Below are 12,271 nucleotides of genomic sequence, written 5' to 3' on the forward strand. Positions count from 1 at the left end.
TCCTCGGGGTCAGGGTTGAGTCTGCAATCGGTTTCACCAGTGTGTCAAGGTCTGAGCAAGCGGCTCGGAGAGTACGTGCGAATCGCCTTGTGGACAAGGGCTTGTGTGACGTCCTGGCGACTGCAATCCTTTGCAGCAACCGTTGCAGCCGATCCCTCACGGAGGACCCATGCCGAAGGCACTGCAGCCTCATCCGGACCGCGCTCTGCCCGCCGGCGAGGCACGTGACATCGCCCGGCGGATCCACGCGTCGACGAAGGACCTGCCGCTGCTCTGCCTGCACGGGCACGTCGACATCTCGCTGTTCGCCACCGACGCACCCTTCGGGAACCCGGCCGAGCTGCTGGTGATCCCGGACCACTACGTCACCCGGATGCTGATCTCCCAGGGCATCTCGCCCGAGCGCCTCGGCCTGCCCCGCCGCGACGGCGCCCCGGCCGCCGACCCGCGGGAGATCTGGCGCGAGTTCTGCGCGAACTGGCACCTCTTCCTGGCCACCCCGAGCCGGTACTGGCTGGAGCACGAGTTCGCCGAGGTCCTCGGCGTCACCACCCATCCGTCGGCCGAGACCGCGGACGAGCTGTACGACCAGATCTCCGCACGGCTCGCCGAGCCGGACTTCCGGCCGCGGGCGTTGCTCGACCGGTTCGCGATCGAGCTGATCTCCACCACCGACGCCGCCACCGACGACCTGGCCGCGCATGCCAAGGTCGCCGCGGATCTGCCTGGCCGAGTGATCCCGACCTTCCGGCCGGACGCCGTCGTACACCTGGACCGGCCGGACTGGCGTGATCTGGTCCAGCAGCTCGGGGCGTTGGCCGACGTCGACACCTCGACGTACGGCGGGTATCTCGAGGCGATCCGGAAGCGGCGGCAGGTCTTTGTGGAGGCGGGTGCGCGGGCGACCGACCACGGGCATCTGAACGCGGCCGCGATCCCGCTGTCAGACGACGAGGCCGAGCGGATCTACGCGAGCGCGCTCGAGGGCGAGGTGTGGGCGTCGGACGCTCTGTTGTTCGCCGGGCACATGCTCTACCAGTCGGCGGTGATGTCGGCCGAGGACGGTTTGGTGATGCAGCTGCACCCCGGCGTACTGCGGGATCACGATCCGGCGATCCATGCGACGTACGGGCCGGACAAGGGGCACGACATTCCGGTGACGGCCGAGTTCACCCGGTCGTTGCAGCCGTTGCTCGAGCGGTTCGGTCATGCCGAGGGCTTCCGGATGGTGCTGTTCACCGTCGACGAGACCGTCTACTCGCGAGAGCTGGCACCGTTGGCCGGCGTGTACTCCGCGGTTCGGCTCGGGGCGCCGTGGTGGTTCCTCGACAGCCCCGACGGGATGCGCCGCTTCCGCGAACTGGTCACCGAGACGGCCGGCTTCTACAACACCTCCGGCTTCGTCGACGACACCCGCGCCTTCCTCTCCATCCCAGCCCGCCACGACCTCGCCCGCCGCATCGACGCCGGCTACCTGGCCAACCTGGTCATCCAGCACCGCCTAGACGAAGACGACGCCTTCCGCGTAGCCCAAGACCTCGCCTACAACCTCGCCCGAGACACCTACCTGTCCTGATCGAGCACAGCGGCCGCCAGAGCCTCGAGCGCAGCCGTTCCTTCGGTGAGGTCGTGTGTGCCCCAGGAGGTGGCCTCGAGTTCGGGCGCGCGTGGAGCCATCGGTTCTCACGCTCGGCCGCCCGACGTAGCTCCTTGATGAAGCCGGGCGCTGCGGCTTCGAGATGACGTCGTACGTTCGCGACGAGCGCCGGCGCAGGGGTCTGGACTTGCGAGCGGTGCTCGGCTCCCAGGCCGGTCGGGTCGAGCAGGAGCTCAGACTCGGCCAGGCGGCGACATAGATCGGCAGTGGCCACGCTCCATCCGCCCAGCTGGGCGTACCGACGAACGGGTAGTAGCCGGATACGCCTCGTCGGCCAGGTTCGCCTGACGCCTGGCCGAGCCGACCAGACCTCTGGGCGGCTGACCACTACCCGTTCTTCGGCACGCGATGGCCGGGGCGGACCTACGTGGCCGGTAGTCTCCTGCAGATCTGTTTGGCGGGGGCTGGTGGAGGGACGTGGATGAGGCGTCGTGTCGCGGCTGGTTGTGCCGTGGTCGGGTTGTTGGTGGCTGGGTGCTCCGGTGGTGGGGAGGACTCGGGGGCGCCGTCGCCGTCTCGGTCAGCGGCGACGTCTACGGTGACCGTGCCCACCGCTCCCCCGGCTGCGGCGGCCGCGGTGCTTGGGCCTACTGGACCTGGTACGGCGAAGACCTGCAAAGGGATCGCGATTCCGGTGGGGGCCGACCCGCAGGACGTGATCGACGCGCAGCCGGCCGGGACGACGTTCTGTTTTGCGAAGGGTGTACATCGGATCAGCGTGCCGATCCGGCCGCGGGCCGGTGACACGTTGGGCGGCGGTCCCGGCGTCGTACTCACGGGGTCGGTGCGGCTGAGTGGGTGGAAGCGGGATGGCGATCGGTGGGTGGTGCGTGGCGTGTTGCCGGCGCCGTACGCGGTCAAACCGCAGTGGAAGTGCGAGGACGACAAGGACAAGCCGTGCCAGCGTGGTGAGCAGGTGTTTGTCGACGGCAAGCATCTGACACGGGTGATGAGTCTCGGCAGGCTGAAGCCGGGGACGTTCTACGGCGACTACGAGGCCAACGCCGTGTACGTCGCCGACGACCCGGACGGCCGCAGTGTCGAGATGTCGAAGGCGCCGACCGCGATCGACAAGTCGGCGGCGGACGTGACCGTCACCGGGCTGACCATCGAGCACTTCGCGAGCCGGCCGCAGGACGGGGCGTTGCAGGTCGGCCCCGGCTGGAAGGTGATCGCGAACGAGGTCCGCTGGAACCACGGGGTCGGGATCATGGTGATCCAGGGCGATCGGGCCGAGCTGAGCCGGAACACGATCGCCGACAACGGGCAGCTCGGGATCGGGCAGTACAAGTCGGCCGACGTACGGATCACCGCGAACCTGGTCGCCCGGAACAACACCGACGGGTTCTGGATCGCGGACTGGGAGTCCGGCGGGATCAAGTCGACCCGGTCGTCGGGTGAGGTGTCGGGCAACGACATCGTGGCCAACCGCGGGGTCGGGATGTGGAGCGATATCGCCGAGCACGATCGGCGGATTGTCGACAATCGGATCCGTGACAATGCCGCGGACGGGATCCGGTACGAGATCAGCTATCAGGCGGTGATCGAGCAGAACGTTGTCGAGCGCAACGGGTTCGGCACCGGCCGGGGCTCCGGCGGGAGTCTGTGGGACGGCGGCGGCATCAACGTGAACACCTCGTCCGCCGTCCAGGTCCGCGGCAACCTGGTGAAGGACAACCGCAACGGCATCTCGATCCAGTCCCGCACCCGAGGTCAGGGACCACGCGGCCTCTACGTGCTGACGGACGTGGTGGTCGAGGGCAACCTGATCGTGATGGACGATGCGACGGCAAGCACCGGCGTGGTCGAGAACAAGGGCTCCCCCACCCGCGCCGGCGCCATCACGTTCCGCCGCAACAGCTACCAGATCAACGGCAAGCCGGCCGACCGGTTCGCGTACCGCGGCAAGACCATGACCTGGGACGAGTGGCAACAGGCCGGCTTCGACCAGGACTCCATCACCAGCTAGGCGGCACGAGCCTGGGCCTGGAGTCTGGCTCGGTGGCGTATTCGGTCGGCGTCGCAGACTGCGGCGGCTACCAGGAGGTGCAGGGTCATGGAGCTCAGGTCGGAGAGGCCGCTTTCGTTGAGTGAGGCGGCGGTGATGTAGCCGAGGAGGAGGGCGCCGCAGGCTTTCACGTACGGCGTGGGGGCACGGAGGACCGAGATCCAGGCGACGATCAGGGCGATGCCGACGATCGTGACCGCGAGCAGACCGGTCTCCCAGTAGAGGCCGAGCCAGCTGTTGTCGATCGCCATCACGTCGATGTCGCCCTCACCACGTCGCAACAGCACGCGTTTGTTGCCCAGGCCGTGGCCGATGATCGCTGTCTGCAGCGACACCTTCTCGTCCAGCACGGCCTGCCAACTCGTGGTCCGGCCGCTGAGCGAGCTGATCTGCCGGGTCCCCTGACCGCGCAGCAACCACGTGTGCAGCGACCCGATCGTGAGGAACGCGAGGCCGACCAGCGCCGGCACACCGAGACTCACGATCCGCCCGAGCCAGGTCTTCCGGGTCAGGATCAGCGCGAGCACGAGCCCGAAAGCGACGGCCGCCGCCGACGTCCGCGTCCGGCTCGCCGCGACCAGCACCGTGCCCAGACCGATCAGCCCCGCGGCCGGGACGAACGAAAGCTTCCGGCAGACGAACCCGATCAGCGCCAGCCCGAGCAGGATCGCGCCGACCTCGCCGACCCGCGGCGGCAGCATCGGGATGATGACCCCTTGCAGCCGGTACCCCGTGCCGAGCGAGCTGAGCGGCCGCCAGGCCTGGCTCGGTGCGTACGCCAGGCTCAGCATGACCGTTGCCGCGAGCAACAGGTGCGCCCACAGGTGGGCCCGGATCAGCCGCTCCGGAGTCTGCACCAGCGGCCGCCAGAGCAGGAAGATGATCACCAGCCCGATCAGGAACCGGGCCAGCCGCATCAACGGCCCCATCGGCTCGGCCAGCAGGAACGCGGTCGCGCACGCGAACAGCACATAGAGCACGTACAGACTGCTCGCCGGGTTGACCCTGGTGCGGAACCCGGGCTTGGTCGCCGCCAGCGCGACCAGGAAGATCGCGCCCAGCAACAGACCCTTCATCATGCTGTTCGTCGACCCGGTGGTCCCCTGCGGCGACGCCACCCGGGACGACCACGGCTGCACGCCGAGCACGAACAGGCACCACAGCATCAGCCAGAACCAGGCCGGCTTCTGGACCTCTTCCACGGTCCCCGGCACCGGCCGCGCCAGCTGGTACGACGACACGGTCAGCGGATCGGTGGGGCGGCCGACTCGGCCGACTTGAAGTTCAGCGGAATGCCCAGCGTCTCGTCGTGCGCCGAGGCTCCGATCAGTACGACGCCCAGCACCGGAGCACCCGCGAAGTGCAGAGCGCCGGTGAGCCGGGCGACGTCCATCTCCTTGTCGTGCCCCACCTGCACGACCAGCACGGACGCGTCGACAGCGGCGGCCAGTGGCGTGATCCCGTGCCGGCCAACCGCGGCCGGGCCGTGGATCACGACGGAGTACCCAGGCGGAAGGTCCGCGACGATGCCCGGCACCAGCGACGGGCCGACGGCCTCAGCCGTCTCCTCGTGGTTCAGGCCGGGCGGCAGGACGTAGAGGTCGGCGACGGTACCAGGCCGGAACAGCTTCCGCGCCCGGATCGCCCGGGTCGCCGCCGGCTCGTGCACCAGATCGGTCAGGCCTTCGTGCCCGGTCACGTGCGGCAGAACCGGCGTACCCTCCACATCGGCCAGGACCAGCAGGGTCTCGCGGCCGTCGCGGGCGTTCGCTTCGGCCATCGCGAGCGCGATACCGGCCGAGTTCGGCGTCGGCGAGGCCGAGACCACGAGCAGGGCACCCGGGCCACCGCCGGCGAAGGCCCGCGGGTTCAGCTCGCGCCGGGCCAGTGCTCCACTCGCCTCAGCTCCGAGTGCGGTGATCTCGTACTGAGGGAGTTCGGGAGCCGCACGGTGCCACAGCCGCTGGCGATTGCCTTCCGACGCAGCGATCACCGGCGAGCTCGCCGCGCGGGCCGCCTGGTCGCGAGTCAGGATGTACGGCGTCAGGTGGGACCTGAGCAGCGCCAGGCCGAAACCGAGCACCAGGCCGAGGATGCCGCCGACCAGGATGTCGCGGGCAACCATCGGCGAGGAGGTCGCGGTGTCGGTCGTGGCCGGCGTGACCAGCTCGCTGCCGGCGCCGACGGCGGTCAGCGCCTTGAGCATCGCGGCCGCGTCGTCGGCTGCCTGCCGGGCCTCGGTCGCCAGGCCGACACGCTGGTCGCGCAGCGCCGCCGCGGTCTGCGAGTCGCCTCGCTGCACCGCCTCGTCGATCTGGCTGACCAGGCTGCGGGACTGCTGGGTGGCCGTCTTCGACCGGTCCTGGGCCTGGCTGGCCAGGGTGGTCAGCAGCGACTTGGCCTCGTCGTTGCGCTGCTTCAGGTAAATGGTCGCGATCGCGTTGGCACGCCGTACCGCTTCCGAGGACGTCGGGCCGTCGGTGGTGACCAGGTACGCGTTGTCGGTGACCGCCTTGACCCGGGTCACGGCGGCCAGGTCCTGGATCGTCTGGTCCGTGGTCGGTAGCCCGAGCGACTTGGCCACGCTGCGGAGCAGGGTCGGGCTGGCCATCACCCGGGCCTGGGTCTCGGCCGGCAGGTCCATCCCGAGCGGGCCGGTTTTGTCCGCGCTGGTCTGCAGTTTCCCGACCAGGGCGGGCGGTACGGCGGGGCCGATGACCAACTGGCTGGACGCCGTCCAGCGCTCGGTCTGGGAGAAGGCGAAGACGGAGGCGCCGACGAGCCCGAGCATGATGCAGCCCAGAATCAGCCACTTCTGCCGCAGCAGTGACTGAGCGGTCTCCCGCCAGACCACGGTGCCCGGTTCCATCCAGTCCTCACTCCCTTGAGCCAGCGACCCAGGATATAGCCCTGGAGGCGCGGGGTGGCCAAACGGTCTCTCTCTGTGGCCTACTCTCTTCTCGGGGGTTCTCAGGGGGAGTCTGGAGAACCAGGGAACACATCTGTCCGAGGGGGACACCGCAGGATGAAGAAGAGATGGCTGTTCGCGCGTCTGGGGGTCGTGGGCGCTCTCATCGCCGGGTCGCTGGTGGTCGCACTCGCGCCACCCGCGCAGAGCATCGAGGCCTCGCTGTCGGCGGCCAACAGCTCGACCTGGCAGACCAACGCCAGCGTGCAGGGCATCGCCGTGGCGGCCGGGAAGGCGTACGTCGGCGGCCGGTTCACCAGCGTCCGCCCGCCGGGCGCCGCAGCCGGCACGAACGAGGTCGCGCAGGCCTATCTGGCCGCTTTCGACGCCACCACCGGCGACCTGGTCACGTCGTTCACCCCGGTCCTCAACGGCCAGGTGTACGCGGTGGCCGCGTCGGCCGACGGCTCGCGGATCTTCATCGGCGGTGACTTCACCACCGTCAACGGCGTGACCCGGAACCGGATCGCCGCCTTCGACACCGCCACCGGCGCCCTGGTCACGAACTGGAAGCCCTCGGTCTCCTACCGGGTCAAGACCATCTCGGTCTCCGGCAGCACGGTCTACTTCGGCGGCTCGTTCGGCCTGGTCAACAACATCGAGCGGCTCCGGCTGGCCGCGGTCACCGCCGACCTCGGCACCCTGTTGCCTTGGGCCCCGGCCGTGAACGGCGACGTGTACGCCGTGGACGTCGCCGACGACGCCTCCAAGGTGTACGCCGGCGGCCAGTTCAGCACCGTGAACGGCACGAACCAGAACACCGTGACCAGCCTCGACCCGGTCAGCGGCGGCGTGCTGCCGTTCCCCGGAGCATCCGCCGTACCGCCGCCGAACGGCTCATGCACCACCCGGGTGAAGGCGATCGACGCCAGCGGCGACACCGTGTACTTCGGCAACGGCGGCGACGGTGGCGGCTGCTTCGACGGCACCTGGGCGGTCGACATCGCGACCAACTCGCTCAAGTGGAAGAACCAGTGCCTGGGCGCCACCGAGGCGGTCAAGGTCGTCAACGGCTGGCTGTACAAGGGCTCGCACGCGCACGACTGCGCGAACCAGGGCGCCGGCGGCTTCCCGCAGGGCTTCGGGTATCGCTTCCTGCTCAGCGAAAACCTCGCCGACGGCTCACTCGGCCCGTGGTACCCGAACACCAACGCCGGACCGCCCACCGAGGTCGGCCCGCTCGCCTTCGCGACCGGCGGCGACGACCTCTGGGTCGGCGGCGACTTCACCACCACGAACGGCGTCGGCCAGCAGGGCCTGACCCGGTTCACCAACGCGACTCCGGGTGCGGCGCCGGCCAAGCCGGCCAAGCTGCTCCCCTACAGCGTCGAGCCGGGCGTGGTGCAGATCCACTTCCCGACCGTGAACGACAACGACGACAGCACGCTGACCTACCGGCTGCTGAAGGGGTTCAGCAACACCACCATCGCGACCTGGACGGCCAAGTCGACGCCGTGGGATCGGCCCTGGCTCCACTTCACCGACACCACGAGTGCCCCAGGCGAGGTGACCAACTACCGGGTCGAGGTGACCGACGGCAGTACGACGATCCGCGGCAACTACTCGGACGCGATCACGGTCGCCAGTACGGCGTCGACGGCGTACGACCAGATCGTCAACGCCGACGGTCCGCAGGCGTACTGGCGGCTGGGTGAGGCAGCCGGTACGACGGCCTCGGTCGACTCCTCCGGGCAGAGCAACAACGGCACGTTCACCGGCGTGACGCTGGGCAGCACCGGGGCGATCGCGGGCAACACGGCGATGACGATCAGCTCGAGCACCGGCCGGATGGTCGGCGAGAAGGCGTACAGCATGCCGCAGCAGTTCACCGTCGAGGCGTGGGTCAAGCAGAGCGGATTCAACCGCGGCGGCCGGATCATCGGCTTCGGCAACTCCAAGGCCGGCAACAGCGGTGGCGGCGGGGACCGGATGCTGTACATGCGCACCAACGGCTCGATCGTCTTCGGCGTGAACGACGGCGCCCAGCGCACCCTGACCAGCACGTCGGGCAAGAACGACGGGCAGTGGCACCACGTGGTCGGCAGCTACGACAACGGCTTCATGAAGCTGTACGTCGACGGTGCGCTGGCGGGCAGCGCGAACGTCGGATCGGCGTCGCTGTACTACGGCTGGTGGCGTGTCGGGTACGACAACACGAGCACCTGGTCCGGCGGCGGAGCGATCCAGACCGGAATGGGCATCGATGAGGCGGCGGTGTACCCGTACGCGCTCAGCGCGGCCCAGGTGCAGACCCACTTCGACGCGCGGTGAACGCAGAGTCTGCGAACTGCAGCACAAAGTCATAACGCGGGTGGGAGGTCGGCTTCCGGTCGACCTCCCACAGCGCTAATGTCCGCTGGGTGCGTGCGTGAGGCATGCAGCCGCCCAACGACTGACCCCCCGCCCAGTCCAAAGGACATTGATGAAGAAGTATGTGCTGGCCGTTGTCACCGCCGCGGCCGTGGTCGCCGCTGCGCTGATCCCCTCCGGACCGCCGGTGGAGGCGGCGACTCCGGGCTTCGCATCGGCCGTCTCGGCCATCAAGCAGACCTCGTGGCAGACCAACAACAGCGTGAACGCGCTGGCTGTGAGCGGCAACACGGTCTTCGCCGGCGGTCTGTTCACCAAGATCCGGCAGCCAGGCAAGCCGGCCGGCCAGGGGGAGGCCGTCCGTACTTATGTGGCCGCGTTCAACCGCAGTACCGGCGCGCCGACCGCGTTCGCGCCGACGCTGAACGGCCCGGTCTACAGCATCGCCACCAGCCCGGACGGCAACTGGGTCGTGATCGGCGGTGACTTCACCACCGTGAACGGCATCAAGCGCAGCAAGATCGCGATGTTCTCGGTCGTCACCGGCAAGCTGGTCTCGGCCTGGGACCCGGTCGTCTCGGCCCGGGTCAAGGCGCTGGCCATCTTCGGCAACAGCGTGTTCATCGGCGGCGCGTTCGGCCGGATCGACGGCGTCGTCCGCAGCCGCCTCGGCGCTGTCCGGCTGATCCAGGGCGACCTGCTGCCCTGGAACCCGGTCGCCAACGGTGACGTGTACGCGATCGACCTGTCCGACAACGGCACCCGGGTCTTCGTCGGCGGCCCGTTCAGCACCATCAACGGCAAGGACCACTACTCGCTGGCGATGACGAACAACACCACCGGTGCGGCGTACTCGTTCCCGGCCGCGGCGGCGATCCCGAAGCCGACCGCGACCTGCACCACCCGGGTGAAGGACATCGACACCCTCGGCGACAACGTGTACGTCGCCAACGGCGGTGACGGCGGCGGCTGCTACGACGGTGTCCTCGCCGCTCAGGTCAGCACCGGCGGCAAGCTGCTCTGGCAGAACAAGTGCCTGGGCGCGACCGAGGCGATCAAGGCGATCGGCAACTGGGTCTACAAGGGCTCGCACGCGCACAACTGCAGCGAGAGCGGCGCCTTCCCCGACGGCACCGGGACGCACTACCTGCTGGTCGAGAGCGCCATCAACGGCAAGATCGGCCCGTGGTTCCCGAACACCGACGCCGATCAGAGCAGCACCACCCAGGTCGGCCCGCTGGCGATGGCCGGCACCGACACCGACTTGTGGGTCGGCGGTGACTTCCTGAACGTCAACGGCAAGCCGCAGCGCGGCCTGACCCGGTTCACCAACACCCCGGGTGGCGCGGCTCCCGCCGTACCGAAGGCTCCGACGGTGGTGCCGTCGTCCGACAAGGTGACGGTGAAGTTCGCCGACGTGTACGACCTGGACAACATCTCGCTCACGTACAACGTGTTCCGGGGTACGACGAACATCGGCTCCTTCAAGTACATGTCGTACTTCTGGGAGGCGCGGAAGACCTACACGGTGGCTGACACCGGCGTGAAGAGCGGTCAGACGCTCACGTATCACATCGAGGTCCACGACGGGCGCAACATCATGAAAGGCCCGTCGGTGAGTGTGAAGGTGCCGTAAGCGGTACAGGGGGTCTGCCTCTTCAGGCAGACCCCCTTCAGCTGTAGACGGGCGGGGGGCCGCCGGTCGTAGATTGGTTGTCTGGGGCAAGGGGGGAATCATGGGGAGAGTTGTCGCTGTGCTCGGCGTGGTGGGTCTCGCGCTGAGCGTCGTACCGGCGCAGACCGCGACCAGCACCGGCGCGTCATTGACCGCGGTCGCGAACTCGGCCTGGCAGACCGATGCGAGTGTGCTCGGGCTGGCTGTTGCCAAGGGCAAGGCGTACGTCGGCGGCCGGTTCACCCGGGTCCGTCCGCCGGGTGCGGCGGCCGGGACCAATCAGACGGTCCGGACCTATCTGGCCGCGTTCAACCAGAGCACCGGCGCGCTCGACACCACCTTCAACCACACGCTGAACGGCGTCGTCTGGTCGATCGTGGCCTCGCCGGACGGCTCCCGGGTGTACGTCGGCGGTGACTTCACCCGCGTCGACGGCCAGGTACGGAACCGGATCGCGGCCTTCGACACCGCCACCGGCGCGCTGGTCGCGACCATCAAGCCGAGCGTGTCGTACCGGGTGAAGGCGCTCGCGATCGGCGGGACCAGCCTGTACTTCGGCGGCTCGTTCGGGCTCGTCAACGGGGTCGCCCGGAACCGCGCGGCCGCGATCAGCACGGTCAACGGCAGTCTGCTGCCGTGGAACCCGAACGCCGACGCGGACGTGTACGCGATCGACGCGGCCGACGACAACTCGAAGGTGTACCTCGGCGGCACCTTCGCGAAGGTCGGCGGGGTCAGCCGGTGGGCGGTTGCCAGCGTCAACAACTCAACCGGCGCGCTACTACCGTTCTCCGCGGCTTCCGCCGTACCGCTGCCGAGCAGTGGGTGCACGTCGCGGGTCAAGGACATCGAGACCGCGGACAACCGGGTGTACTTCGCCAACGCCGGAGACGGCGGCGGCTGCTTCGACGGCACCTGGGCCGCGGACGTCGCCACCGGCAACCTGGTCTGGAAGAACACCTGCCTCGGCGCGACCGAGGCGATCACCTATGTCAACGGCTGGCTGTTCAAGGGATCGCACGCGCACAGCTGTCCGGGCGCCTTCGCTGACGGCACCGGCGCTCACTTCCTGCTGCTGCAGAACCCGGCGAACGGGTCACTCGGCCCGTGGTTCCCGAACACGAACGCGGGCCCGCCGACAGTGGTCGGGCCGCTCGTGTCGGCGACGGGTGGGGCTGACCTCTGGGTCGGCGGCGACTTCACCAAGGTCAACGGTGTGGGCCAGCAAGGCCTGACGCGGTTCACCAACCTCGGCACAGGCGCCAAGCCCCTCGGCCCGGCGCTCCCGACGCTGTCCAGTACGACGACCGGCCAAGTGAAGGCGACCGTCCAGACATCCCTGGACAACGACGACATCACCCTCACCTACCGTCTCCTCCGAGGCGCCACCAACACAGTCGTCGCCACCACAACCGCCAACTCCACCTTCTGGAGCCGGCCGAACATCACTCTTACCGACACTTCTGCACCTTCTGGGACGTCGCAGATGTACCGCATCGAGGTGTCCGACGGCCAAAACACCCTCCGCGGCGGCTACTCCACGATTACTGTTCGCTGAGGTGGTTCTTCAGTAAGACGACTGTGGTGTCGCGGCTCCGGGCTGCGTGATGGTGCTAGTCGTGGTGGTGTGCGTCAAGGGCGCCTTCGGCGTCC

Annotated in this window: 7 protein-coding genes; 5 read left to right on the top strand and 2 right to left on the bottom strand. The window is 68.8% G+C overall.

The window, feature by feature from the left end:
- Positions 1 to 169: 169 nt before the first annotated feature.
- Complete coding sequence (uxaC, locus tag V9K99_RS32625) at positions 170 to 1,576, top strand: glucuronate isomerase (RefSeq protein WP_337005610.1); 1,407 nt, start codon at positions 170 to 172, stop codon at positions 1,574 to 1,576.
- A gap of 619 nt (positions 1,577 to 2,195) precedes the next feature.
- On the top strand, positions 2,196 to 3,626 hold the full coding sequence (locus V9K99_RS32630) for a right-handed parallel beta-helix repeat-containing protein (protein WP_337005608.1): 1,431 nt from the start codon (positions 2,196 to 2,198) through the stop codon (positions 3,624 to 3,626).
- Here the strand turns inward: V9K99_RS32630 and V9K99_RS32635 are convergent.
- The gene (locus V9K99_RS32635) at positions 3,623 to 4,906 is read right to left on the bottom strand and encodes an O-antigen ligase family protein (RefSeq protein ID WP_337005606.1); all 1,284 of its coding nucleotides are present in this window, start codon (positions 4,904 to 4,906) and stop codon (positions 3,623 to 3,625) included. The two genes, V9K99_RS32630 and V9K99_RS32635, sit on opposite strands and share 4 nt — an antisense overlap.
- A 2-nt stretch (positions 4,907 to 4,908) precedes the next feature.
- Positions 4,909 to 6,534, bottom strand: coding sequence for a Wzz/FepE/Etk N-terminal domain-containing protein (locus V9K99_RS32640; protein WP_337005604.1), 1,626 nt, complete (start codon positions 6,532 to 6,534; stop codon positions 4,909 to 4,911).
- Positions 6,535 to 6,690: 156 nt separating this feature from the next.
- On the opposite strand from V9K99_RS32640, the gene V9K99_RS32645 reads away from it, so the two are divergent.
- The 3 genes from V9K99_RS32645 to V9K99_RS32655 all read left to right on the top strand — a co-directional run bounded on the left by V9K99_RS32645 (position 6,691) and on the right by V9K99_RS32655 (position 12,176).
- The gene (locus V9K99_RS32645; protein ID WP_337005602.1) at positions 6,691 to 8,904 is read left to right on the top strand and encodes a LamG domain-containing protein; all 2,214 of its coding nucleotides are present in this window, start codon (positions 6,691 to 6,693) and stop codon (positions 8,902 to 8,904) included.
- A gap of 151 nt (positions 8,905 to 9,055) precedes the next feature.
- The gene (locus V9K99_RS32650; RefSeq protein ID WP_337005601.1) at positions 9,056 to 10,579 is read left to right on the top strand and encodes a fibronectin type III domain-containing protein; all 1,524 of its coding nucleotides are present in this window, start codon (positions 9,056 to 9,058) and stop codon (positions 10,577 to 10,579) included.
- A 100-nt stretch (positions 10,580 to 10,679) separates the two neighbouring features.
- Positions 10,680 to 12,176, top strand: a complete 1,497-nt coding sequence (locus V9K99_RS32655) for a fibronectin type III domain-containing protein (protein ID WP_337005600.1) — start codon at positions 10,680 to 10,682, stop codon at positions 12,174 to 12,176.
- Positions 12,177 to 12,271: the final 95 nt, after the last annotated feature.

Origin of the sequence: Kribbella sp. CCNWLW201 (genome assembly GCF_037203805.1) — a bacterium.
In the GTDB taxonomy this organism is placed as follows: Bacteria; Actinomycetota; Actinomycetes; order Propionibacteriales; family Kribbellaceae; genus Kribbella.

What these genes read in the sequence shown, in the direction of transcription:
- V9K99_RS32650 (WP_337005601.1), top strand. Translation starts at nt 9,056, where the DNA reads ATGAAGAAGTATGTGCTGGCCGTTGTCACCGCCGCGGCCGTGGTCGCC.
- V9K99_RS32645 (WP_337005602.1), top strand. Translation starts at nt 6,691, where the DNA reads ATGAAGAAGAGATGGCTGTTCGCGCGTCTGGGGGTCGTGGGCGCTCTC.
- V9K99_RS32655 (WP_337005600.1), top strand. Translation starts at nt 10,680, where the DNA reads ATGGGGAGAGTTGTCGCTGTGCTCGGCGTGGTGGGTCTCGCGCTGAGC.
- V9K99_RS32640 (WP_337005604.1), bottom strand. Translation starts at nt 6,534, where the DNA reads ATGGAACCGGGCACCGTGGTCTGGCGGGAGACCGCTCAGTCACTGCTG.
- uxaC (WP_337005610.1), top strand. Translation starts at nt 170, where the DNA reads ATGCCGAAGGCACTGCAGCCTCATCCGGACCGCGCTCTGCCCGCCGGC.